22 protein-coding genes and 1 tRNA gene are annotated in these 25,837 nt (G+C 38.7%); 14 read left to right on the top strand and 9 right to left on the bottom strand.

Annotated elements, in window-relative coordinates; genetic code table 11:
• Positions 1-191 precede the first annotated feature (191 nt).
• Positions 192-773 (top strand): hypothetical protein, encoded by a 582-nt coding sequence (locus QNI15_RS28740; RefSeq protein WP_313996076.1) that lies wholly within the window; start codon positions 192-194, stop codon positions 771-773.
• 144 nt (positions 774-917) lie between these two features.
• On the opposite strand, the gene QNI15_RS28735 is transcribed toward QNI15_RS28740, so the two are convergent.
• The 3 genes from QNI15_RS28735 to pdxH form a co-directional block, all read right to left on the bottom strand.
• On the bottom strand, positions 918-1,412 hold the full coding sequence (locus QNI15_RS28735; RefSeq protein ID WP_313996079.1) for a Dps family protein: 495 nt from the start codon (positions 1,410-1,412) through the stop codon (positions 918-920).
• Between the two features lie 196 nt (positions 1,413-1,608).
• Positions 1,609-4,257 (bottom strand): MGH1-like glycoside hydrolase domain-containing protein, encoded by a 2,649-nt coding sequence (locus tag QNI15_RS28730; protein WP_390902219.1) that lies wholly within the window; start codon positions 4,255-4,257, stop codon positions 1,609-1,611.
• Positions 4,258-4,847: 590 nt separating this feature from the next.
• Positions 4,848-5,504, bottom strand: coding sequence for a pyridoxamine 5'-phosphate oxidase (gene pdxH / locus QNI15_RS28725; RefSeq protein ID WP_314035112.1), 657 nt, complete (start codon positions 5,502-5,504; stop codon positions 4,848-4,850).
• Positions 5,505-5,681: 177 nt separating this feature from the next.
• Here pdxH and QNI15_RS28720 point away from each other — a divergent pair, with 177 nt between their 5' ends.
• From QNI15_RS28720 to QNI15_RS28695, 6 genes are all read left to right on the top strand, one after another.
• The gene (locus QNI15_RS28720; protein WP_314035110.1) at positions 5,682-7,484 is read left to right on the top strand and encodes a DUF349 domain-containing protein; all 1,803 of its coding nucleotides are present in this window, start codon (positions 5,682-5,684) and stop codon (positions 7,482-7,484) included.
• A gap of 144 nt (positions 7,485-7,628) precedes the next feature.
• Positions 7,629-7,701 (top strand) — tRNA-Thr (locus tag QNI15_RS28715).
• A gap of 611 nt (positions 7,702-8,312) precedes the next feature.
• Positions 8,313-8,927: a hypothetical protein gene (locus QNI15_RS28710; protein ID WP_314002443.1), complete on the top strand. Its 615-nt coding sequence runs from the start codon at positions 8,313-8,315 to the stop codon at positions 8,925-8,927.
• A 74-nt stretch (positions 8,928-9,001) separates the two neighbouring features.
• Entirely contained in the window at positions 9,002-9,475 is a 474-nt protein-coding gene (locus QNI15_RS28705; protein WP_314002444.1) for a hypothetical protein, read from the top strand.
• Between the two features lie 117 nt (positions 9,476-9,592).
• Positions 9,593-10,030 (top strand): hypothetical protein, encoded by a 438-nt coding sequence (locus QNI15_RS28700; RefSeq protein ID WP_314002445.1) that lies wholly within the window; start codon positions 9,593-9,595, stop codon positions 10,028-10,030.
• Between the two features lie 365 nt (positions 10,031-10,395).
• Positions 10,396-10,893 carry a hypothetical protein gene (locus QNI15_RS28695; protein WP_314002447.1) on the top strand — a complete coding sequence of 166 codons (498 nt, stop codon included), beginning with the start codon at positions 10,396-10,398 and terminating at the stop codon, positions 10,891-10,893.
• A gap of 95 nt (positions 10,894-10,988) precedes the next feature.
• Here the strand turns inward: QNI15_RS28695 and QNI15_RS28690 are convergent, their stop codons facing one another.
• Both QNI15_RS28690 and QNI15_RS28685 read right to left on the bottom strand, forming a co-directional pair.
• Positions 10,989-12,002, bottom strand: coding sequence for a hypothetical protein (locus tag QNI15_RS28690; RefSeq protein ID WP_314035108.1), 1,014 nt, complete (start codon positions 12,000-12,002; stop codon positions 10,989-10,991).
• Positions 12,003-12,801: 799 nt separating this feature from the next.
• A complete protein-coding gene (locus QNI15_RS28685; protein WP_314035106.1) occupies positions 12,802-14,343 on the bottom strand; it encodes a tetratricopeptide repeat protein in 1,542 nt (513 codons plus the stop codon).
• 776 nt (positions 14,344-15,119) lie between these two features.
• Between QNI15_RS28685 and dinB the strand changes: the two genes are divergently transcribed.
• Positions 15,120-16,202, top strand: a complete 1,083-nt coding sequence (gene dinB / locus QNI15_RS28680) for a DNA polymerase IV (RefSeq protein ID WP_314002453.1) — start codon at positions 15,120-15,122, stop codon at positions 16,200-16,202.
• Positions 16,203-16,285: 83 nt separating this feature from the next.
• Here the strand turns inward: dinB and QNI15_RS28675 are convergent, their stop codons facing one another.
• A complete protein-coding gene (locus QNI15_RS28675) occupies positions 16,286-17,908 on the bottom strand; it encodes a GAF domain-containing protein (RefSeq protein WP_314002455.1) in 1,623 nt (540 codons plus the stop codon).
• 597 nt (positions 17,909-18,505) lie between these two features.
• On the opposite strand from QNI15_RS28675, the gene QNI15_RS28670 reads away from it, so the two are divergent.
• Entirely contained in the window at positions 18,506-19,213 is a 708-nt protein-coding gene (locus QNI15_RS28670; protein WP_314002457.1) for a hypothetical protein, read from the top strand.
• A 13-nt stretch (positions 19,214-19,226) separates the two neighbouring features.
• Here QNI15_RS28670 and QNI15_RS28665 read toward each other — a convergent pair whose 3' ends face one another.
• Positions 19,227-19,574, bottom strand: coding sequence for a DUF4180 domain-containing protein (locus tag QNI15_RS28665; RefSeq protein WP_314002459.1), 348 nt, complete (start codon positions 19,572-19,574; stop codon positions 19,227-19,229).
• A 194-nt stretch (positions 19,575-19,768) separates the two neighbouring features.
• On the opposite strand from QNI15_RS28665, the gene QNI15_RS28660 reads away from it, so the two are divergent.
• From QNI15_RS28660 to QNI15_RS28640, 5 genes are all read left to right on the top strand, one after another.
• Positions 19,769-19,972 (top strand): helix-turn-helix domain-containing protein, encoded by a 204-nt coding sequence (locus tag QNI15_RS28660; RefSeq protein WP_313977481.1) that lies wholly within the window; start codon positions 19,769-19,771, stop codon positions 19,970-19,972.
• On the top strand, positions 19,969-20,346 hold the full coding sequence (locus tag QNI15_RS28655) for a HipA N-terminal domain-containing protein (RefSeq protein ID WP_313977479.1): 378 nt from the start codon (positions 19,969-19,971) through the stop codon (positions 20,344-20,346). The genes QNI15_RS28660 and QNI15_RS28655 overlap by 4 nt, the downstream gene beginning before the upstream one ends.
• The gene (locus tag QNI15_RS28650) at positions 20,343-21,332 is read left to right on the top strand and encodes a HipA domain-containing protein (RefSeq protein WP_314035104.1); all 990 of its coding nucleotides are present in this window, start codon (positions 20,343-20,345) and stop codon (positions 21,330-21,332) included. The genes QNI15_RS28655 and QNI15_RS28650 overlap by 4 nt, the downstream gene beginning before the upstream one ends.
• A gap of 93 nt (positions 21,333-21,425) precedes the next feature.
• Positions 21,426-22,559: a glycoside hydrolase family 130 protein gene (locus tag QNI15_RS28645; protein ID WP_314002463.1), complete on the top strand. Its 1,134-nt coding sequence runs from the start codon at positions 21,426-21,428 to the stop codon at positions 22,557-22,559.
• A gap of 61 nt (positions 22,560-22,620) precedes the next feature.
• Positions 22,621-23,202 carry a hypothetical protein gene (locus QNI15_RS28640; RefSeq protein WP_314002465.1) on the top strand — a complete coding sequence of 194 codons (582 nt, stop codon included), beginning with the start codon at positions 22,621-22,623 and terminating at the stop codon, positions 23,200-23,202.
• 108 nt (positions 23,203-23,310) lie between these two features.
• On the opposite strand, the gene QNI15_RS28635 is transcribed toward QNI15_RS28640, so the two are convergent.
• Positions 23,311-24,678 (bottom strand): carbohydrate-binding domain-containing protein, encoded by a 1,368-nt coding sequence (locus QNI15_RS28635; protein WP_314035102.1) that lies wholly within the window; start codon positions 24,676-24,678, stop codon positions 23,311-23,313.
• A 303-nt stretch (positions 24,679-24,981) separates the two neighbouring features.
• Positions 24,982-25,776: an SDR family NAD(P)-dependent oxidoreductase gene (locus QNI15_RS28630; protein ID WP_314002469.1), complete on the bottom strand. Its 795-nt coding sequence runs from the start codon at positions 25,774-25,776 to the stop codon at positions 24,982-24,984.
• Positions 25,777-25,837: the final 61 nt, after the last annotated feature.

The raw sequence follows: 25,837 nt of genomic DNA, 5'->3' as shown, positions 1-25,837 counted from the left end.
CGGCAAAAAGAAGAGTTGTCTTACAACTCAGAGAACTTATAACCACTATCATGATCACACTGGCGGGTGGAGATCCCAACAAAGTCTTTAAAACGTAAGGGGTCGGAATTTCTTCCGACCACCACTGCTTAGTAATCTGGCTTTATTCTTGTGGTAAGAAGCGAAACATTTCTTATCACAAGTATTGGTATATGACTACTGAAGAACAATCTCTATCTGCTGATAATGCAGAGCCTACCTCTTCCACACACCCTCTCTGGTGGGTTCATGCTATTGCTTTTTCTTTACTCATTGCCTTTTTTCCAAGAGTAAATAGTATTCTGGCTCTCCTGTTATTTCTTGTAATTTTTATTCCCGGAGGAATTGGTTTTATTAATTTAATAAAAAGCTTTTTACTATCTCCTTACCGACGAGTACTACCAATTGTCGGGTGTCAGGCAATTATTGTAGGTGTCTTTTTTCCTTTGATACGATATGCTAATTTAAGTCCAGTGAGTTATCTTTTTACAGTACAAGAATCTGGACCAATAAATTATCGTGGAACCGTGATGGCAGAGTATACCTATGTTTATAGTATATATACACTTGAGAGCTGGGCCTACTTTATATATGCTATTGGGTCTTTCCTAATCTGGTTATATATACTTCAAAAGTACAAGCAATCCTATTTCGGCCACATGCTTTTTATCCATTATTTTTTCGCATGTTTTGCGTTTGTTGCGATTATGCTTGGGCCTATGGATAGAGCCGTGGATGTATCCGCCAACTGGTAATTTACATATGACTTGAATCAGGCAAAATAATTTCCAAAAAGAAAATGAATAAAATACTTCCTATACGTCAAAAGCCACTTATTCCTATCCATTTCTGGAAAGATAAGTGGCTTTTGATAGCTTAGCTAAAAGAGACTTGTTCCGTTATTGCAGGTGTGCTCTCAGCATCCATGCCATCTTCTCATGTTGTTCCATCAGACTGGTCAGGAAGTCATTGGTACCGGTATCATGGAAATTCTCATCTGCTTTTTCAAGATCTGTTCTCAACTGACGAATGATCGTTTCATGATCTTCCATCAGGTTACGGATCATATCATCATCAGACGGAACCTCTCCGTAGTTTTCATTCAGACGAGTTGTTTTCTTGAATTGCTCCAGTGTACCAAACGCAAAATAACCTAGTTGACGTACCCGCTCTGCTACCTGATCAATGATTTCTGCCAATTCAGTATATTGGGTTTCAAAGAACAGATGTAGATTGTGGAAACGTGGTCCGGTTACATTCCAGTGATAGTATCGGGTTTTTGTATAAAGAACGAATTCATCTGAAAGCAGGTGATTCAGCAGTTGCGCTGTACCTGCACGATTTTTCTCATTGATTCCAATATTAGTGGTCGTTGATGGTTTGACAGTTGCCATAGATTTAAAAAGTTAAAAATGAATAATATTGAGTACCAGACAATTCAGATCTATCTAGTGTGATTTCTGTATCCGAGGCTAAAAATGCTTATTAAGCAAAAATAACCATTGTGCTGAAAGTTTGGTTTGATTTCTGATAAATTATTTTGTCTGTTTAACAGATAGTTTCATAGTGTTGCTAAAACAGTATAAAAAATCATTCCCATTCCCATGCATCATCATTGATCAGTTCTGCAATAACAGCAGTCCAGCCGGTTTGATGTGAGGCTCCTATACCTCTGCTAGTATCTCCATGGAAGTATTCGTAGAACAAGAGCAAATCCTGATTCTCGGGACGACTATAAAACGCTTCATGATCCTTATGTACCGGACGATTGCCTGCTGAATCTTTTTCAAAAATATGCACCATTCTTTCTGCCAGTGCATTGGAAATTTCTCCCAGTGTCATCCAGTTGCCTGAACGTGTTGGAAATTCGAGTTTTACAGAGTCTCCATAAAACTGATGGTATTTTTTCAATGCCTTGATTAGCAGATAATTGATTGGTGTCCATACCGGTCCACGCCAGTTTGAGTTTCCGCCAAACATATAGGACGTTGATTCACCCGGATCATAGCGAATCGTATGTTCTATCCCATCCAGATGAATAAAATAGGGGTGTTGGTCATGATATTTAGATAACGCACGTATGCCTCCGGGTGCAAGAAACTCTTCTTCATCCAGCATAATTTCCAGTATGCCAATAAGCTTTTCTTTTGGAATCAGAGAAATCAGAATATAGTCGCCATCTTTTGTCTCTTCATTGGGAAGATATTTTCCCGTTTTGATGCGATAATTCTTAAACCAGGCTATCCGTTTGATAAAGTCTGGCAAAGGAGTCATTTTCTTTACATCTATGATAGAGACTGCAAACAATACGCTCAATCCTACTACAGAACGCACTTTCATAGGTATAGCTTCTCCATTGGGATGATACAATACATCATAAAAGAAGTGATCCTTTTCATCCCACATTAATGCCTCATTCAAGGATTCTGCTATCAGCACATAATGTTCATAGAACTTGGTAGCTACATCTTCAAACGATTTGTCATAGACGGCAATTTCCAGTGCAATATCCATCATATTCAAGGCGTACATAGCCATCCAACTAGTTCCGTCTACCTGTTCAATATGGCAATTGGGAGGAATAGCACTTCTATTGAGTACTCCAATATTATCCAAACCGAGAAAGCCTCCTGAGAAGATATTGTTTCCATCTTCATCTTTGCGGTTTACCCACCAGGTAAAATTGATCAGCAGCTTTTGAAAGATTCGTTTCAGAAAATTGATATCGTGTTTGCCATGTATAGTTCGCTCAATCCGATACACAGAAAGAGCTGCCCATGCATGCACAGGAGGATTCACATCCGAGAAGTTCCACTCATAGGCTGGAATCTGGCCCTCTGGATTCATATACCACTCGCGAAGCATAAGAATAAGCTGGTTTTTGGCAAAGGCAGGATCAATCAGCCCAAAGGTAACACAATGAAAGGCCAGATCCCAGGCTGCATACCAGGGATATTCCCAGGTGTCAGGCATTGAGATAATATCTTCATTTTTAATATATTTCCAGTTGGCATTGCGTCCATATTTCCGGCTTTCCGGAGGTGCAGGCTGTCCATGATCACCATTCAGCCACCGTTCCACATCATACTGGTAATATTGTTTACTCCATAATAACCCGGCAAAGGCTTGCCGCTGAATGTTTTTGGCGTCTTCGGTTGCATTCAGAGGTGCAAAGTACTGATAGAAAATATCTGCCTCTTGTTTACGCAACACAAACGTTTGTTCAATGCCTGCAAAAGGATCTCCCGCCAGCTTTTCTTTACTCAGTCGGAAATAAATCTTCTGGGAAGATTTGCCCGAAACCGTGACCCGATACACAGGTGCAAACTTGGTTCCTGATAGTTTATCTTTTAGTAATGTATTGTTTCCTTGGATGATCACATCGTGAAAAGCATCTTTCACATAGGGAGATGGATTGGGTACTCCAAATAAACGTTCGAGATTAGAGTCATTTTCTGTAAAAAGTAAGTCTTCGGCAGGTTTGGGAAAGTAAAAATGATAGGTGCCTATAAATCCATGTGTTACAGATACCATCTGCCAGTCTGCATCTGCCTCAGCTACCTGTATGGTAGGTCTGGGATGCAGGTCACCAGAAAGCCATCGGTTACGACACCAGAGAGTAGGCAATAGCGTAATATCAGCGGGTTCTTCGCTCTGATTAAACACCTCGATCTCTATGCAGATATCTTCATGATCATTCTTGGCATAGGTGACATACACATCAAAATATTTGTTTTCATTGAATATACCTGTATCCAGTAGTTCATATTCCGGATCTGATTTCCCCCGTTGTGCATTGGTACGGATTAAATCTTCATACGGGAATGCGTTCTGAGGATATTTGTATAGAAAACGCATATAGGAATGCGTTGGCGTATTATCCAGATAATAATAGAGTTCTTTGCAATCTTCGCCATGATTGCCTTCCCCATTGGTAAGGCCAAACAGGCGTTCCTTTAATAGTGGATCTTTGCCATTCCAGAGAGTGAGAGCAAAACAGAGGTTTTGACCAAAATCCGAAATCCCTGCAATCCCATCTTCACCCCACCGATAAGCCCGTGCATGCGATTGTTTGAATGGAAAGTAGTTCCAGGCATTGCCATCACTACTATAATCTTCCCTTACTGTACCCCACTGTCGTTCAGCTAAATAAGGTCCCCATTTTTCGAGAGGTACAGGGTGGGTAGCGTTTTGATTGAGACGTTGTTGCTCTGCAGAAATAATTGTTTTGGCAGACATAAGCTGGATTAATGGTAGAGTATTGAGTTACTTACTGACTGTACTAAAGCTAACAGCAGGGCCACAACATACTAAATGATTGTCTGTATGCGGATACAGTGACTCATTTATTTTCTCAAGGATAGGTGATGTTTTGAATGGAAGAGGTAAGTAAATTGAAAAAAAACAACAGATTTGAAAGAGGATCTACACGGTTCTGATGCTAGAGGATATACTTATACGAGGTACTGGTTCAAATGGAAAGGAGCTGGTTCGAACGTCCGTTCGGACCTATATTGAAAGCAACGTCCGTTGCGTTGGGACAAATAGAGCCAAGTTCAGGTTTGTGATAGTACCCAAACAGGATTTTACCCACCAACGCAACGGAAGCTGTTCTCAAAATGGGCACAAGCGTCCGTTCAATGCTGTCAAGGTAAGAAAACCACTCAAAATACCATCCCAGCCCTTCTGGAAGAAACTTGTGACAAATAGAGCTGCGTTTACTTTCTGAGAGAAAAAACACACTCCACTCGGAAAGGCCACCGGTCTTGCCACGAGTTCCTTCCAGGAGGACAGAGAGGAGGATTTTTCTTTATTTATAGCCCCTTTTATTAAGGTGCTAGTCGTTGTTTGATCCAGCTGTGATCTTCTGTGAGTTTATAGACAATCCGGTCATGCAGGCGGCTGGGGCGACCTTGCCAGAACTCGAGCCAGTGGGGTAGTAACCGATAACCACCCCAGTGTGGAGGGCGGGGAATGGGTTGATCTGTGCCGAATTTCTCTTCCAGTTGGTGTTGTTTTTCGGCCAGGATATCTCTACTTTCAATAACTGTACTCTGAGGCGAAGCCCAGGCACCAATCTGGCTTCCGCGTGGTCGACTTTGAAAATAGATATCAGACTCTGTATCAGAAACTTTTTCGATGTGTCCTTCAATGCGTAGTTGTCGTTCCAGTTCCGGCCAGAAAAAGGTTAGACTGGCAAATTCATGTCCTTTCATTTCCTGTCCTTTACGGCTTTCGTAGTTGGTAAAGAACGTAAATCCCTTTGAATCCAGCCCTTTTAGCAACACAATACGTCCGGATGGATGTCCTTCTGCGGATACTGTTGCCAGATGCATCGCATTCGGTTCGGGTACCTTGGCACCAATGGCTTCATTAAACCACTGCTGGAACTGAGCAAAAGGATCGTCCGAAGTAGTAGTTATATCCAGTTCTTTAAGGGTATATTCCTTGCGAATGTCAGCCAGTGAATGGAGGGGGGTATTCATTTGTGTGAGTTTTTTTTTGTAAAAAATGGTTTTAATAAATAAAAGTAGCACCTTTGTACTGTAGACGAAGGCAAAAGTAATATTTTTTAAGCCTTATTCGAGTATTGGCATTTGACAGAGATACTTTTTTACTAATTTTGTAAATACTCAATACCCAAAGACCGAAACTGATTGAGAATGAACACAGAACAACTTAATGCGGAGAACGAAGAATTGGATAAAAGCCAGTCGGAAACGTTAGAAGCTGAACATGAGCATGTAGAAGAACATCACATCGATTACGCAAGTTTTACAAAGAAAGACTTTGTGAAGCTGGCTGAAGATGCTTTGGCCGGACAAGACCAAAAGCAGATCGATGAAGTGATGCGTCATGCCAAGCCGGTTTTTGACGAGATGAAAGAAGTGGAAAAGAATCTTGCTCTGGAAAAATTCATTGCCAGTGGAGGAGACAAAGAGGACTTTGAGTATAAGTACGATGGCTTGACTGTACGGTTTGAGAATCTGTGCCGCCAATTGAAAGAGAAAAAAGTGAAGTGGATTCAGGACCAGGAGCGTAGCAAAGAGCAAAATCTACAGGCAAAAGCTGCCTTACTGGAACGTCTGCGTCAACTAGTAGATAGCGAAGAAAGTAACGCCAGTGTGGCTGAATTGAAAAAGATTCAGGCAGAGTGGAAAACTACCGGACCTGTACCTCAGGCTCAGGGACAGGAACTATGGGCTAACTTCAATGCCTTGGTTGAACGTTTTTACAGCAACCGAAGCATTTATTTTGAGCTCAAAGAACTGGATCGTAAGAAGAACCTGGAGCTGAAGGCTGACATCTGTGAGAAAGCTGAAAAGTTAGCTCAGCAGGATGCTTCTTCATCTGTAGTAAAAGAACTGAACGAGCTACATGAAGAGTTTAAACATGTAGGCCCTGTACCACGTGAAGAACAAGACGCCATCTGGCAACGGTTTAAAGCTGCTTCGGATGTTGTGTACAACAAGCGTAAGGAGCAAATGGAAGCGGTTCGTCAGCAGATGGAACAGCATGTATCTGCCAAGCTTGCTTTGTGTACAGAGGTAGAGCCATACGCTGCCTTTCAGTCAGACAAAATCAGCGACTGGAACGATAAGACAAAAGAGATACTGGAAATACAAAAACGTTGGGATGCTATTGGCCTTTTGCCAAGAGAAAAAGCCAAAGAAATCAATAAACGTTTCTGGGCCGCATTCAAACAGTTTTTTCATCATAAAAACGAGTTTTTCCGTCATCTGGAAGCTGCACGTGAAGAGAATCTGAAGATAAAAACGTCGTTGTGTGAGCAGGTAGAAGCACTGAAAGACAACGATGATTTTGAGGCTACTGCTGATAAAATCAAAGAATTGCAACAACGCTGGAAAGAAGTTGGTCCGGTATCAGAAAAATTCCGGGATGCAATCTTTGAACGGTTCAAACAAGCCTGTGATGCCTTCTTTGAGCGTCGTCGTGGACAGCGGAACCAGACAGAGCGTGAGTTTGAGAAAAACCTGGAGGTAAAACTGAATATTTGTGCACAGATAGAAAAGCTTGCCGAAGAGAAGAGTACGGATGTAGCTGCTTTTGAAGCACTGCGTGAGCAATATGAGGCTGCAGGATTCGTGCCTCGTAAGAATATGGACTCTATGCGGAAGCGTTATTCTGAAGCAGTGAAGAAATTCCTGGAGAATACACAAGGACTATCAGATACAGAACGTGCCAAGGCTATTCTTACAAGCGAACTGAAGATTTCTAAGAATAATCCACATGCGGCTCGTGATCTGCAACGTAAAGAGCAAGCTATGCGCCGTAAGATTACGCAACTGGAAAATGACATTGCCTTGTGGAAGAATAACCTGGAGTTTTTTGCAAATTCAAAAAATGCAGATGCTTTCCGGAAAGATTTTACCTCTAAGATTGAGGCAGCAGAGAAGGAACTGAGTGATCTGAAGCAACAAATTAAACTTTTTTATGATTTGTAATGGTTTGTGAATGAATAAGTTGAGAAAATTTTGAAAATTTTTTATAATTTTTTTTGAATCGACTCTTGACTCATATTACTCAAACGACTACTTTTGCATCACAAATCCGGTACACGGACGAAGTAAATAAAACAAATAAGGAAAGCCTCCTTAGCTCAGCTGGTAGAGCAACTGACTTGTAATCAGTAGGTCGCTGGTTCGATCCCGGCAGGGGGCTCCTAATAATCAAAGGGTTATGACTTGAAAAAGTTATAACCCTTTTTTGTTGTCCAACATTTCGCACAACATAGTCTCAGATCCAATAATAAAAGTTTTTTAAACTGCTACTGAATCAGAGATAATGAAGGATCAGGTATCATTATTACCTTTGTGGCTTACTATACTGACCTGAAGCAACAATTGAGGCCATCAGCAGTGGATGACCAAACGGTATATTATAACGGCCTTTCTTTATCTCCAGCTTTGCTTTTAAGATTCCGTATGTGTAACAACTCGGAAGCGCTGAGGAAGTATATATGGCTCTTTTCTGTATGGGCAGTGTAGTACCTCTTTATGCCAATGAACTTGTTATCTTATCAGTTATCAATCAAGAAACAAATAAAAATAGAACGCCTGATCCTCCAATACCAAGCAGCCCAATTTTAGCTCAAATCCCTATGATTGACGAATTTCTATTCAGAGAGAATTTGAGCTATTTAACTACCTCTGTAGTCTATCCATAAAGAATTTGACTTCAACTATCAATGCATTGTTTATTATAATATCCATGTATGTCTACTATATAGGTTATAATTCAGGACATTGACATAAAATTGATAAATTGGTCGAATGAAAAAATTAAAAGTGCAACTCCAGGAACACATCGTTGATCTTGCTGCCTTATTTGTTTCCATTCTGGCCTTGGTCGTTTCCTGTAGCCAGCAAAAGGATATCCAGATTGCTGAGTATAGGCCTTTGCTGGTTATTGAGTTTCTGAAAAAGGATAGTGAACCCCATAAAGGCATTGTATTGAAGAATGTGGGTCTTGGTCCGGCTCTGATCCAGTCGTTTCGGTACTATAAAGATGAAAGTGCCTGGAAAGCCCATAAACCAGATACCTCCTGGATACCCGCCTACGAAAGCTTTTTAGCTCCCTATACCTTTCAGGATCTTACAGTGCTGGAACCAAACTATGTAATTGGCGAGAACCAATCGCTGTTTCTTTTGGGTACTGATGGGAAACTATTACAACCTGCCTCGGATAGCGCCAGCACACATACTACCTCATTTTTCAACTCTGTCACTGCACATCATCTGGAATCGCTGATTATTGAGATCGAGTACAAAAGTATCTATGCACCCGATACACAAAAGTACTATCTTCGATTTTGCGAACGCTTTGTTGCCAATAATATCTTCAATCCGGATATGGAAAACAGCTACGAATCTACATCCATAAGGTGAGTTGATACAACTTGAACTAGCAGACTAGTAATATAAATATTTGGGACAAATCCATACATGCAAGCAAAACTACCATGAGTTATAAATGTAAATTGGTTTTTTCTAAGGCTTTCCTAGCATTGTTGTATCTCATGCTGGGGAGTTGTGCAGAATCTAAACACGATTTTTATAAGGATCAGATGGAAGGGTTTGATGTCTGGAGGTTACCCATTGTAAAGCCTTATAGATTACTTACAGCTGATTGTTTTAGTAAAGTCAGATGTATTGGCTGGAGCTTTCAGTCCAGAGATTTTTTAGAAACGTTTACAGTAGACTCTGTAAATTATGATAATAACTACATTTTATTTTATACTCCTTATAACAGAGAGAATTATGTGGCTATTGATGTGATAATAAAGAAGGTGTATAAATTTACAAATGCAAAAGCCTATAAAGTATTTTTAAAGGAAAATAAAATTGACGATGAGCTTTATAGTGTCCATTATGTGCACGCTTCCTGGAAGGCAACCACAGAACTGCCTTGGAAAGGTGAGCTACTTGAATACTGAAAAGACTGTTTCTGTTTTCTTTAATTTTTTTGGCTTCAAAAATGACTAAATTCTTTTTCCCAAATGCAAAAAATATCAAATTCATATCCCTTAAAATGAGATACAAACCATAAGCCTATGAAAAAAAATATAAGCTTCACTGTTTCATTCATATTACTTATAGCTGGTATCCTAAATGGGTGTGGAATCCAACAGGTTGATGATTGGCATGGAGAATTAGTAAAATCTCCTGGAATATATAGATATCAAGAAAAGGGGATTACTCTAAAAGTTGACTTACAGGACGGTATAGTGAACTATGAGATAACCAATAAACAAGGGAAGCATATTATCAAATCAAAAAAGAGTATAGGTGATGTCATGCGATGGGGGCTATATTGGGATAAACAGGATCGTTTTTGGGCATTAAGTTCAGATATTGGCAGTTATGTATGGATACAAGATTCTTTAGCGAGCTACCAGGAACATCCCGCTAAGGATTATCGTGTTCCTAGGGTTGTGTATGATTTTCAGTCAAGTAGCATCAAGGATCTCTATCGACTGGAAGATGAGTAGAGGCATGGAGTAACAAGGGAAGTAAATTTCTGTAAGATGGTATTTCCTTTTAAAAAAGCCCCGAAATATCATAAGTGGACTGAATAACTGTGGACAATTGAAACCATGCCAGAAAGATTTATTGACAATATCGATTACTATTTATACAACTTGTGTAGTGATGCTCTGTCTTATGGTTATTTTCTCTGCATGCATAAAGTTCGATAATCGTAGTTCAGGGTAAATCTATAAAATGTTAGTTATGCTGCTTGGGTACTTACAACAAATAGGTATATATAATGTATTGGCAGTATATCTGAACGAAGAGGGGTCTGTATATTTCTGGTAATCAGCAAACAATAGGAGAATCATACATATTTTATTCAATGAATCTACCAAAAACTTCATCTATCAGGCCTATTCTACTTTGTGGACTTACTATTATTGGTTGTAACAGTTCCAGTTCATCCTCTTGTATAAAAGAAAGAACTAATAACGACAGTAAAACAGTATATTATGACTTTGGTAAAGATGGGAATGAACAATTGGCAAAGGGCTTAAAACTCTATGAAGAAGAAATGTTTAAAGAGTTAAAAATTCAAAATGATGAATATTATATAAGGCTGCTAAGTTTTGAATCAAACACATTAGTTGTATTAGATTTTTGTAGAGAATGTGATGCACGAAAAGCAATAGATGCATCTAGTCGATATTTTAAGGTTACAGATACATTTAAGATTCCAATTATAGTAAGCTATGATTTAGCCTATAGTTCGTTAGGCTTAAATAATAATGGGGAAAGATTTGATAAATATAAATGGAGTGGGTATTCTATTGAAATAAATAGACATGGTAAAGTAGTTTCTCAAGGATTTCAACAATAAAAAATTTAGACTTTGTCTTCCCATGTAATGGTGATGCAAAAGGCCAGATATCTCTACCCGGCCTTTTGCATTTAGTGTAAAGATAAATACTAGAACTAAGGACAGGTAATTGTATAGGTAGTTGTAGTAGTGGTAGTTTTTCCAAAAGAAGTAACTTTTTGGATCCTCTTTAGAGGATTTCCGTTTGGATCATATTCATACTCATAAGTAGTCCGTAATTTCTCATCAGTTGTATTATCTGGTTTTATAGTATATTGTACTTCTTTTGTCTTATTATGTTTTTTTAAGCCATAAATACTTTTAGTAGAATGTCCTTTAAATGAAGGACTGATGATAGTTTCTATTCTTGCTTTATTATCGTATTCAGCTACAGTATATGAGTCCATCTTACCATTAAAATAATGTTCGGATCGTATTTGCTCCCCATCCGCATTATACTGATATACTGTTTTATCACTATTGGCAGCCAATTTAGATAGTAACAACCCTTTTGCATCAGTTTCAATAGAATAGGTTACAGACGAGCTACCTGTGTTAGTGACTTCTTCTTCCACAATAGATGTTAGTTTGCCATTTGTATATTGATGCAAAATATTCTTTTTTGAGAAGAACTTTTCTCCCGCATTTGTATCTGTTATGTTTTGTATGCTGGATATAAGCCATCCATCTGTATTGTAGGTGTCCTCATAATCATTCTCCAACCCAGATGATTTATAGGTGTCTTTTATTTTGGTTAGTTTGTCTTGTGTGTATTCATACTGTGTAACCCAATAAAAGCCCTCTCTTGGTTCAATAGTGGTTTCTTCTTCTGTTAAGAAACCTTCTGAGTTGTATCGATAGAAATTTTTCAGGATACGGCCATCTGAATACAAAGTCGTAAAACCTGTAAGTTTTTTCTGTGTATCATATTCCATACTTGAGGTATATGAAGTTATAGAACCATCCGGATCTTGAGTAGTAGTTTGTCTTTGAGTAAGCTGACAGGTTTGTTCAGGAGTTGGTATTTCAGGAGTTGGTATTTCAGGTGTAGGTGTATCATCAGTGTTGGTCTCGCAGGAAGTGATTACTAGAAGACTTGCGAGCAGGCAAGTAAATAGTTGTTTTATCATAGTGTATTTGACAGTGTGGTGTAGGCATGCTTACTAATTGGCAAATGTAAAAGTAAATTATCATAAATAAATTATACAGATTTTATCTTTTTTGTTAGTTATTATGTGATATCTCCTGTTTTTACTTTTGAGACTTGTGATATCATGCGCCCTATAAAAACAACACTGGATGTAGATACTATTCGTATTTCTCGTATCAGGCAAGAAAATTTGCTTTCCAGTTCAGCAATTGAGAAAAAGCTTTTACAATTGAATTGTAAGTGTGCTGAAAAATAAAAGGACTCTGTGTTGCGGGACTGACTACTTGTAAGACAATCAGTTCTTTATGCAAGGTTTGCCGGTTGTATTTTTTAGAGAAGGTGACCTGTTACAATGTGTAAAAGCATAGCAATATAAAATTGGGAATGTAAGATATGTTGTCAGAATGCAGTACGCTGCAGTCTTTTTTGAATTTCGACTATTCTCTTTTATTCAAAAAAAGTCTATATCTGCTTATTTATCAGTATTTTAAGGTATAGAATGTTTTTGTTTCAAAAATCTGGCAGGAAAGCATATGTGTATGGTAATGAATGAATTATGACTTTACAAAGGGGGTATGAATGTAGTATCTTTGTATTGTAAGTCAAGCAGATATATCCTCAGGCGCAACGTCTGATAAAAATATAAAAATACGAATTTAGGTTGTAAGTGGTTTGTTACTGAAATTCTCCGAAAGCATCTTTCGGAGAATTTTTGTTTTGGGGATAGTAGATCGGTAGTACTACTGCCAGCCAGGAAATATGTAAGCACACTGGATCGATTAGTTGTCAATCACTGAGTCTTGTTTCTTTTCGAGAAGGCCATTCATCTGTTTTAGTACAAGATCCAGTTCGTTTGTTGTATCTATAAGCTTTTCGATATATAGCCTTTCTTCATCTGGTTTATTATCTGGTAGTCGAAGTACCTGACCCAAACCTAATATCATAGCTACAGGCCGGCGCAGGTTATGAGCTGTCATAAAGGAAAACTCTTTGAGCTGGTGATTATATTCCAGCAAGGTGTGTGTGCGATTGTTAACTTCGTTTTCCAGATCTGTTTTTTGTCTGATCAGTAGTTGGTTTATTTTGATTTTCTGTCGAATCCGTAATGTTAAAATGACCAGCAGAAGGCATAATGTAAGTCCGGTGATGACAATTACTGTAAGATGCTTCTGTCGTGCATTTTCTTCTGTCAGGTTTTTTACTTCATTCTCTTTTTTCTGCAGATCAAAAGAAGATTGCATCTTGATAACATCTATTTCTCTTCTCTTTTTGGCTAGCGAATCGTTTAACTGAATTTGCAGATGAAGGTATTTTATAGCCTCTGTATACTGCTTTTCCTGTTCATAGATAGAGGCTAGTTCCTTATACATAGGCTTGAGTACGGGCAGAAAGCCAACTTTTTGGGTAAGTTCGATACCCTGAAGCAAGTATTTCTTTGCCAGGTCTGGTTGATTCTTGTCCCGATAGATTTTACTGATAGACACAGCAGCAGCAGCAGCTGATAAAAGCTCGTTATGCTGTAGACCACTCTCCATATCTTCCAGCAGATAAGCTAAGGCTTCATCCTCTCTGCCTGTCTGAAGTAATACAAACCCTATGTTCCCTCTTACTATACCCATCCAGGCCGAATCATGTGTAGCAGCGGCTAGATCAAGGGCCTTCTGATAATAAGAAAGTGATTGAGAATATCTTTTATTACCACTCTGGATTAATCCGAGTGTATTGAGACTGCTGATGTGATATACTCTCTTTAATGAATCACCACCCAACGCCAGCGCTTTCTGAAAATATTCTTCACAATCTCGCTCTGGCATTTTGAGACACAGGTTGCCCAACTCATACAGAGCTGTAGCAGCTCTTGCTTTTTTATTCTGGCTAGAGAACTGATGATAGGCTTGTTGCATGTATTGGGTTGCCTCTGAATATTTATAGAGCGTATTATAAACCATTCCCAGGTTTAGGAGTGTTTCTGCGTGTTCGGATATAAGATGGTATTTTTTTGTATGAATCAGATCTTTTTGCAGCAAACTATCTGCCAGGAGATAGTTTTTTTGTTGATAATGAATACGAAACAACGATTGAGTTATATAATGTTGTAGTTTTTCCGGATTATCCGAATTGCCAGCATTTTGTAGGATTCGTACAATTGACAATGCCTCTTTCATCGGAAGTTGAGTGAGGCGTGCATCCAACGTTTCAAAAAAGGTTTCGTATTGATGGGCTTTTGTATGGAGAAATTCCTGTTTCAAACTATCCTGTGATAGTATCTGGGCATATCCTGACAGATAGATGAATATAAATAGAAGGTAGAAATGCTTCATTGATGTGGGTATGGGTATGGTCACTCACCTCAGTAAGATTGTACTATCTTTAGTAACCAGAATGTTGTAATTTGCTTTTTGGTAGAATTTCTGTAGTTAGACTATAGCCTGCTGAAAATCAATGTTTACACTAATACAATATGCGAATATAAAGGTGAACTATATAGATAAAAAGATATATTTTATTACTTATCAGACTAGAGATAGCGGAGCTAAACATTGTAAAAATAAATACTTGTTTTGTTATACTATCCAATGACTCGCAGTGAATTGAAAGCTGGTAGATCCAATGGTTTTGATGTAAAGTATAACCCAAAAACCTTGAAAGTGTTTTGTTGAAATGGAAGTTTTATGTTGGCAAGTGGTAAAATATACTTCATTACAGAGAACATATGAATACATATTCTGTTCTCTTACGAAGAGAGAGAAGACTCTTTTTTAACAACTTTATCTGATTTGGTATGAATTATTACATAGTAAAGTCAGAGGTGGTTTCTGAAAATGGTATGGATTAGACAACAAGACTCTATAGTACCTTTCCATTGTGCCAGAATGAGATTTTACAAAATGGTAAATAAAACTGTATTCTGTTTTTTTGTACAAGATCTCTTATTTACAAATCGGTAGTTTATTAATGAAAAACTGTAAGAAAGTCGCTGCAAACTTGGTAGTATAGAATAACAGGTGCTGCTAGGACACAAGGTTTATTCGCTATTTTTGTGAGTAATTATTTTTTAAGTTGGCCGAGAAATACAATGATACATTAACCAACTGCTATGCGGAAGATTATACATATAGATATGGATGCCTTCTATGCTTCTGTTGAGCAACGAGACTTTCCGCAGTATCGGAATAAGCCTGTAATTGTAGGAGGCTCTCCGGAAGGAAGAGGTGTTGTCGCTACTGCCAGCTATGAGGCTCGGCGATATGGGGTGCATTCTGCTATGTCTGCTAGCAAAGCCCGTCAGCTTTGTCCCCATGCCATCTTTGTATATCCCCGGTTTGATGTATACAAAACTATTTCTCTGCAAATACGGGAAATATTCAGTCGTTATACCGAGCTGATAGAACCCCTTTCACTAGATGAAGCGTATCTGGATGTAACTGCTGATAAGTTGCAGATAGGTTCTGCTATGGAAATTGCGGAACAAATTCGAGCAGCTATTTTGAGCGAACTGCAACTAACTGCATCAGCTGGGGTTTCGGTAAATAAGTTTGTGGCTAAGATTGCCTCAGGTATGCAGAAACCCAATGGAATTACATTTATTGGTCCTTCCCGGATTGAGACTTTTATGGAAAAACTACCTGTGGAGAAGTTTTTTGGGGTAGGAGAGGTGACTGCCCGTAAAATGAAGAGTATGCATTTACATACAGGGGCTGATCTGAAGAAGCTATCAGAAGTGGAGCTAATCCGGATCTTTGGCAAGATGGGGTCATTTTATTATAGAATTGTACGTGGCATTGACGAAAGGCCTGTACAACCCTTTCGTGAACGCAAATCATTAGGTGTAGAAGATACTTTTCCTGAGGATTTGACTCTGCTGGTACAGATGGAGGCTGAACTGTATTATATCAGCCAGAAATTGATAGAACGTCTGCAACGAAGCAATGCCAAAGGAAGAACCCTAACCCTAAAAGTTAAATATAACGACTTCTCTCAGATCACCCGTAGCCAATCTTTTGCCGTACCGTTTGTGGATGTGTCAACCATTCAGGCAACTGCGTTACAACTCCTGGAAAAGACAGACCCTGAATCCAAACCGATACGATTGCTGGGAATCTCTATCTCTAACTTTGAAGATACCTCTTCCGACTCATTACAAGCCGATAAATCAGGCCAGCTTTGGTTGTTTTCATAATGGTTACGTAACGCGATAAACAAAATAGGTCCTACACTCTTTGCAAAAGTGTAGGACCTGATAAGATCTGAATAGGGTATGTGTTAAACAGCTTCTCTTTCTTGTAGAGAACGCAGTGCATCCTGTAATTCCTGAATCTGGTTTAGATACTCCTGTTCTTTTCGAAACATTTCTTCCTGGGTAGCAGCTAACTCTTCCATATTCTGACGCATCTCTTCTTCCTGTGACTTCATTTCCTCTGCCTGTTGCTGACTATCATCCAGTAATTGCCGTGTCCGTTCATTGGTTCTGACAGATACAATAGTCGATGCCATCTGCTGGGCTAGTTTTTCGATAAATGCAATCTTATAGCCTTCCAGTTTCTCAAAAGAGGCAAGCTCGATTACACCCTGTACATTCTCATTTACCTTCATCGGCATAATAAGCAGACAGGTAGGATTCGCCATCCCCAATCCGGAAGTAATCTTCAGGTAGTCCTGAGGTATATCTGTCAGGTATATATAGTCTTTTTCAAGTACTGCCTGGCCTACAAGACCTTCGCCAATGGCAACCTCTCTGTGAAGGTATTTTTTCCGGTTATAGGCATAAGCGGCCTTTAGCTCCAGATACGGTTTGTCATCATCTCCTGCCAGCAAAAATAATCCACCCTGATTGGCTCCAATGTATTTAACCAGTTCAGCGATGATAGCATTTGTCAGGGTATCCAGATCGGTTTCTTTGCGTAACAGTTCCCCCATAAAGTTCAGGCCTTCATTGGTCCAGTTACGTTGTGCATCCTCCTTCTTAACCTCCTTCATGCGTTTTTGCATCTTCTGTAATTCACCTACCAGGTTATTCTGATTCAGAGCCTGGTTTGAGTCATTTAATCCTTCCCATTGTGCGTCCTCTTCTTCGGTAATTTTCTTTATAAACACAGCTGCCTTTTTCAGATTTTCCATGGATTCTTCTATCACATTCCGGTTATGTTCATGACCTGGATGAAACAGATACTGCTGATTGGTCTCCTGAAGTTTTTTAAGCAGAGCTTGCTGATCTCTACCTTGTCTTCTAAGAATATTGATAATCCAGTAAAGAGTAGGTAGTCCCAATATAAGAAGTAATACTTGTATCCAGGCATTGCGGCTAACAGCTGTATCATAGTCTGTCTGTGCTTTTTGTGCAACTGCATGTTCAAATGTTTCCAGTCGTACATGCAGGCTATTCCATGCACCCCATGTACGTGATCCTCTGTCTTCGGCCAATGCCCGTTTAAAGTCATCTGTACTGTCTACTTTGAGCATCTCAATCATGCCCTGCCCAAACTGATGGTAATTCTTTAATACACCTTTAACTTCTGCCAAAGAAGTTAGAAAGGAATCCAGCTTAACGGTAGATTCAGGCATAAGCGCCTTTTGTTCTGTAATAATTTTAGCCAGCGTATCGGCTACACGTTGTGAAGCGCTAACATTATAGCTGATATGGCCTATAAATCCATCGTCTTTTGTGATTCCGAAACCACGAAGGTTTTTATCATAGTTTACCAGGCCCTGGTTCTGTACTTCCATAGAATGCGATAAAATCGCTTCTGACAGTTTCTGAGCATAGGTCGTGGTAGACATTATGTGTCGGTTATAAAAGACCGTTACTGCGGATAGTATAATCAGAATCCCAACAAGGGCTGCTGATAGGACAATGCCATTCTGGCGTACAAAGTTTTTTAACGTCATATAGGATACCATCTAAACAATATACAATACATCAGTACCTGAATAATTTATCAGTTACATTCTTTCTAAAGAAAAATAGAGTTACAGAGGCAAAAGCACAATCAAAATCAAACAGATTGGCTATACAAAAAATCTTACTAGCTACTTGTCAGATTATTTCAAGGATGGTATTCATTTTACAGAATGTACATGCCGTTCACATAATTACTTTTCTGCCTGTTGTAAGGATACAATACTGCTAATCTGAATCTTCCGGGTGCAAATTAGAGATAGTTTAAAAGCACTGAAACTACAATAGTGGGTAATTCTGTAGTCATGTAATATTACTTTCGATTCGGTATATTTTAGGCTTACTAGCTTTATATCGAATAGGAAAAGCCTAAAAAACAGGGTCTTATATTTTTTTACAAAAGATGTAAAATGGATACCATGACACGCAATAACATATAAAGTCTAAAAATTACATTTCTATAAGCCAAACAATAAATAGATTTATGGTTGGAGACTAAAGCACTTCATTGGCTTTAGAGTGAGTCAATCTGTTTTTCAAGTATCTTGCCATTATATTCTACACCACTTCAATAACATAGTCCATCAATGGGAAGAGATTTATATCTTTATCAATTAAGCACTAAAGATATTCAGGAACAGTTGCCTCTTGAGATTAAACGTTTGGATGATTCTGAACAGTCATTTAAAAACTGGCTTTCCAGAGAAAATGATCTATCCTATGAAACGATATGTCAGAAGATTGCCCATGACCCCAACTCACTTACAGGCAGTGAATTGTCTCAACTGACAACATGGCTTTGGAATGTATATGGTGATGCAAACTATGATGAGTCATTACTTGCCCGATTAGGTCTTATAGAGGTTTGGTGGGAGGGTATTACCTGTTATTGTAATGTCGTAATTGAGCAGTTGAATAAATATTTTGATCAATTGCCAGAAAGATCATCTCCTCCGGATTATGTTTTTACTTCTAAAGAGTTAGTGAATTTTATAGAGTGGATGATTATTCTTCTAGGACATTTTTTTGTCAACGAAAGAATGGGAGAAGACGAGGAACTGAAGCAGCTTACCAAACAAATAGATGAATTGGGTTTGATTCACCCTAACCATTATGCACAGGCTCAGAAGATATATAAAGAGCAGTTGCAACAGCGCCAGGAGTTGGGTGAATACTATACAGGCAAATGGAGTACTGACTATTTTTCTACTGCCTGGAGGGTATTTGATCTGATCGCTCTGCGAGCTGTTGTTGCAGAGGCAAATACAAACTTTTATCTGCTGGATTCTTATTAATAGCAGAATGCATTCAGGATAAAGCTTCTTCCAGTGTAGAAACAAACTTTACCAGAGAGCCTTTATTGCTTTCGTAAATAAAGCTTTGTAAACTATGGCTGGAATACTGTGAGAAATCACCCACAATAGCCAATTGCATGCGATAATTTGAGAACTTCTGCAGAACCTCACCTGCCAGCTTGGTTTTCAGATCAAAAAAGTCTGGTGTGATATTTTGTTCATATACAATAATCTTGTCTGCTCCCTGATAAGAACAATTACCAATCAGATCCAGTGCATCCTGTAAATTGGTAATTATCAAGGCTTCAGAGATGGCTTCTGCAATAGAAGTACCATTGGTCTGGTGGATTTTTATATTCATGAGTATAAGTGAAGTAGTTGTATTGTAGGTTGCTTGTCGCAAAGTTGTGAAATTTTTCTTTGTCAGTTATAGTGAATCGAATAGTGAGATGATATAACACGATTAGTGAATAGGCAATAAAATGCCTATTTTTTTGGAATAATATTCTTTTATAGCTTTTTTTGCTAAAAGAGGCATTTTATTGCCGTTTTGTTATGGAGCTTATAGCTATTGGCGAAATTATACGAGAACGACGCAAATCCCGTAAAGTTACTCAAGATGACCTAGCTGAAATTGCAGGTATATCTATTCGGACATTGCGTGATATTGAGAATGGGATGGGTAATCCTGAGTTAGAGACTTTAGTAAAAATTTGTCATGCATTAGGTTTAGAAATAAAAGTGGAAGTGATTAAATGAGCATACAAGCAGGAGTATATATAAATGATCAGTTGGCAGGAATTCTGGAAAAGGTATCAGATCGGCATTACATTTTTCGGTATGATCTTCAATATTTTAATGACCCGGATTGTCTTTCAATTAGCCTTTCTCTGCCAAAGGATAAACAGGAATATAATTCTACTACACTCTTTCCTTTCTTTTATGGCCTATTATCTGAAGGAATAAACAAACAGACACAATGCCGATTACTGCATATTGATGAAAATGATCACTTTGGTCTACTTTTGCGAACAGCACATACAAATACAATTGGAGCTATTACTGTAAAAGAAATTAAAGATATGACGGATTTTGGTCAGGAGAATATGAGCAACAAAGAAATAGATATATGAAATGTCCAGGATGTTTAAAAACACAGCCCCAAACTGAGTATTGCCGTAAGTGCATTACCGAACTTTTTGATGGGCATAAAGTTAGTCCTTTTTTGTCTTTTGAATCACCTTATAAAGAAGAGTCAAATATATATAGTGATTTGACCAAAAAGATTTCTATTTCTGGTGTACAGATTAAATATTCAATAATAAGGGAAAAAAATACGCTTCGCCTGACAGAGAAAGGAGGGCAATATATTCTTAAACCTATCCCTATCGGCCAATTCAGATATCTTGATCAGGCACCTGCCAATGAACATTTAACAATGCAGATTGCTCGTCAGTTATTCAAGATTAATGTGCCGCCTAATGCTGTTGTCTATTTTAAAGATACTAGTCCCGCTTACCTTGTAAAACGGTTTGATGTGAGAGCAGATGGATTACGGTTTCAACAGGAAGATTTTGCTCAAATTGCACAGGTTACAGAATATACTCATGGACAAAACTACAAATATGATCTTTCTTATGAACAGATTGGACAACTGATCAAAAAATACATTGCTTCCTATCCTATTGAGATAGAAAAGTTTTTTCGGATGATTATTTTCAACTATGTTTTCTCGAATGGAGATGCACATGTGAAAAACTTTTCAGCTATACGGACGTTGGAAGGTGATTATATTTTAGCCCCTGCATATGACTTGTTGTGTACCCGTATTCATGTTCCCTCAGAGTCAGATATGGCATTGATGCTTTTTACAGATACTTTCACGACTGCTTATGACGCATATGGTTTTTATACGCGCTTTGATTTTCTGCAGTTTGGAAAGGTATTAGGACTTAAGGAAAGCCGTATAATCAAAATACTTTCCGAATTTACTAATCGCCATATGGAAGTAATTAAGTTGATTGATAATTCTTTATTGAAAGATGAGGTAAAACATCTGTTTAAAACGTTTTATGAGAAGAAGGTAAACTGTCTTCAAATGGAATGGACAGAAAAGTGATAGGTGATTTCTTTTTGGCCTTATGATTTTGGATTGTCATTGTACAAATTACTTTTGTATAAATCCTATTTTGTGTCAATTCACATATCCCTTATGAACCGATCAAGTCTCTTTCTTTTTTTGTTGGGCACTGTTATGACGATAACCGGATGCCAGTCTTCTGAAAAGCAACAAACCAATACTTCTACTACAGATACATCTCAAACAGAGATAGCTTCTGTCGATTGGGCTTTATTGCCTTTTCAGAAAGTAGATTCTGCCAATCCGATTCTGTTGCCAAAGTCTGGTACTATCTTTCATTGTCCAATCTGGAAAAAAGATGTTCAGTGGGAAGAGCATGATGTATATAATCCTACAGCTGTAGTGAGAGATGGAAAGGTATATATGATCTATCGGGCAGAAGATACAGTGAAAGCGGTGAAAGGTACTTCGCGCCTGGGATTAGCTGAAAGCAGTGATGGTATCCATTTTACACGACTGTCACAACCTGTTTTCTATCCGGATAATGATGCCATGAAACAATACGAGTGGATGGGAGGATGTGAAGATCCACGTGTTGTGGAAGATTCAACAGGGACCTATTACATGACCTATACTGCATATGATGGCAAGACAGCCCGATTGTGTGTGGCAAGTTCAAAGGACCTGAAGAAATGGAAAAAACATGGACTGGCTTTCAAAGAACCCAAATACAAGGATATGTGGTCAAAGTCAGGTTCGATTGTTTGTAAACAACAGGATAGTCGAATGGTGGCTACAAAGATTAATGGCAAATACTGGATGTACTGGGGTGAGAATGGATTACTGGCTCACTCTGATAACCTAACAGACTGGACTTTTTTCGCAGATGAAAAGGGAGAACCTAAGGCCGTAGTTGCAAAACGATCTGATACAAAGCTTTTTGATAATGGTTTAGTTGAGCCGGGACCAGCCGCTATGCTGACTGACAAAGGAATATTGCTTATTTATAATGGTGCTGCATTCAGACCTAAACCGCAGGAAGGGGTGGAGATGTATGCAGGGGGACAGGTGCTTTTGGATAAAAACGATCCGTCAAAGATACTTGCTCGTCTGGATCAACCATTTATAAAACCAGAGAAAGACTATGAACTGGTAGGACAGGTCAATAAAGTAACGTTTGTGGAAGGACTAGTATTTTTCAGGGATAAATGGTTTTTGTATTATGGCACTGCGGATTCGAAAATCGCTGTAGCAGTAAAAGAGTAATCAATGCAAAGAAAAGTGGATATCTAGTATATTTGTATGAAGCTATCCACTTTTCTTCCTAATGTTCAAACGTGCAAAATTCTTCTTTACAGGCATTGCTTTCGCATTGTATGCTTGTTCTATCTCTATTAGTGCACAAACTCAGTCACCTTTATCCCTCAATGGATTTTCTCAATGGATTACCGGACACGATGAGAAAACAGAACAGTTGGTTCCTCTGAACACTCAGGAGGGATTGGTAAAAAATAAAGGGAAGGTAGTTGCCCATGTGAAATTTAATGTGAAAGGGTATGGCGAAATGTCTTTTCCTATTGATCCAAAGACATTGCCTGGCGAAGAAGCCCGAAAAGTAGATCTCAGTAAAAGTAAATTTATTCGGGTAACTTATCAGGCCAATCAGGAAGTAGTATTGCAGCTACGACAAACAGGGGTGCATGGAGGAGTACAGAATCATGTGGTTCTACCTGCTAGTAAAAAGCCAGCAACCCGAATAATCTATTTCTCAGAATTTAAGGGTGGCAAAACCATACTGGATTTGTCGGATGTGGCCAAATTTAACTTTGCCTTTCTGTCAAACCCTCCTCAAGAATCCTTCGCAGAGCTAAGGGTCAAAGCTTTCTATATTGACCAATATCAACCATAAGTTAAATCATTCTCTGAAACTGAAACTAGCCACTACACTCTTTTGCAAAAGTGTAGTGGCTAGCTTTAAAACTCCTAACCACAATTTAAGGACGAATCCTGTCTGTATTTAGCTCCCTGTTGCTGTGGTTGCATTACTCGAAACAGTAAAGCTTGTACTCAGCGTTCCGGCAGTATAATCTCCGCCCTCATAGAGTCCATTAGTAGCTGTTCCTGTTGAACTTCCACCCAGATATACAGAATAGGTTGTGCCCTGAATCAGAGAGGGAGATGATACCACAACAGATTGAAATGTCTTGGCAGGACTGAATGTTATAATTTCATTGCCAGTAGCATCTTGTATGTGGATCAACTGATTGGCTTGTTTCGAAGAACTGAAATTAATCTTTACAGAGTTTTGAGTAGAGGACTGACTAGGCGCTTGTGCCATACCTGTACTTCCTGCAGCTACCAGTAGCCCTCCTGAAATGGTGAATGTACGATCATAGTCAATTGCTCCATTGCTATTCTGTGTAGGACCATTGACAACAATAACTCCACCTGTGATCTCAATGTACCCATTGGAATCAATACCATCTCCTGACGCATTCACATACAGATAGCCTCCATGCATATAAAAATGGTTTTCGGAAGTATCATCGCCTGAAGAGGCATTTACTCCGTCATCGGTAGAAGTTAGCTGAATGCTTGTACCCTCATTAATTGTAATTTCAGCACTTTCTATACCTTCCTCAGATTGTGTGATGACAATATTGCCTCCATTAAATATCAGCGACTCTTCACCATGTATCCCATCATTTCCAGCTGTCAGGGTAAATGTCCCGCCATCAATAATCAGGTTCTTGTCACTTTTCAGGGTAGATTCTGCAGCAGTGACAGCATAAGTGCCATCTTTGATAATCATTCCACCTTCACTTACAATTCCTCCATCCGCATTGCCTGTTACAGTAAGAGAACCCGTTCCAAATATAGAAAGCCTGGCTGCGCTATACAGTGTTCCATCCAATTTGCTGGCGCTTCCGTCTGTAAGGGTATTCTGGGTAGAAGGTGTGAGATATATGATAGTTTTAGCTGCATTTTTTACATATAGAGGAGCCGTAGATGTACTGGTTATATATGCTCCGTTTAATATGATTTTGACCTTGCTGGATGTGTCTGTGTTGACAACCACTTGTCCATCTGTCAATGTACCACTTACACTATAGGTGCCTGCTGCTGTAATGGTTGCAGTTGTGTTTTCTACAGTTACACCCTCTCCTGTCACAGCAACAGATGTGCTATTCAATGTAATGTAGGTGATGTCTGTGTCAAAGATATAATCATCTGCTTCTTCTGTATTGGTTTGGGCTGTTAGTTCGGTATCCGAGTCGGTATCAGTTGTAGTTCCGGGAGTTGGATCGGTTTCTTTGTCTGAACAGGATACCAATGTGAAGAATGTGAATGCTAAGGCTAGTAATGAATTTTTTACTTTTATCATCGCAAAATATATGTTTGTTATGATAATTGAACGCATGACTGTTTCCAATATTTCCTTCTATCTGGATAGTATAGACGTATGGACAGATTGAGTAGGCTAAACAGTCATTTTTGTCTATCATAATATTGGTTTGTCTGTCGTGAGTACAACGGATGACTACTCGCACACTATTATAAGAGTTTGAATATATAAGTAATGAAGTAATACTCGTTCTTTCAGTGTTATAACGAGTGTACATACAAAATAAAACTGCTACCTCATATAGGTAGCAGTTTAGGCTTAAAAAGGGGGCTATATATCTATTTACGATTGAGAAGCTGGTTTTTGCTGCTCATTCATTTGGTGAGCTACTGCACTGTCTGGCATTATATTACTCATGCCTATCTGTACTTTATTCTTCAATCCTGAAATAACTTTATCATCTCCTGACATCAGTGCTTCATAGCCGTCTTTGGCAACATCTGCCGGATCAGATAGTTTTCCTTCTTGTACAATCTTACTTGATACCATGTCAGCCTTATTGAAAAAGTCAGTATCGGTTGCTCCGGGCAGAAGGGCTGTAACAGTGATGTTTGTTTCTTTAAGCTCTTCTCGAATAGCTTCTGAAAAGGACAAGACAAAGGCTTTGGTACCATGATAAACAGACTGCCATGGTCCTGGTGTCTTGCTGGCAATAGAAGCCAGATTCAGAATTTTTCCTGAATTTCTTTGAATCATGTCTTTCAGGAAACATTTAGTCAAAATGACTACTGACGCAATATTCAGATCGATAACAGCTAGTTCGCGGTTTATATCTGTATCCTGGAATTTTCCATAAATCCCCTGACCTGCATCATTGACCAGTATATCAACCTGAATGTTTCTGTTTTTTACGTCCTCATATAATGAGAACGCTGCATCCCGATTAAAAAGATCTTTGGCTATCGGAACCACATCTATTCCAAGTTGTCTGAATTCCTGCGCTTTATTTTCCAGTTCCTGCTGATCTCTGCTTACAATCACCAAATTGTAATGATCTTTTGCAAACAGTTTCGCCAACTCATATCCAATGCCACTTGTGGCACCTGTAATAAGAACATATTTGTTTTCGGTTGTCATAGCAAATACACTTTTAAATGAAAAAACAGAAAAACGAAAAATAACATGCCTCACTTGTTAT

This window comes from Xanthocytophaga flava (genome assembly GCF_030068545.1).
GTDB lineage: Bacteria > Bacteroidota > Bacteroidia > Cytophagales > 172606-1 > Xanthocytophaga > Xanthocytophaga flava.
The sequence above is the reverse complement of the archived record's forward strand: the minus strand, read 5'-3'. Positions and strand labels throughout refer to the sequence as shown.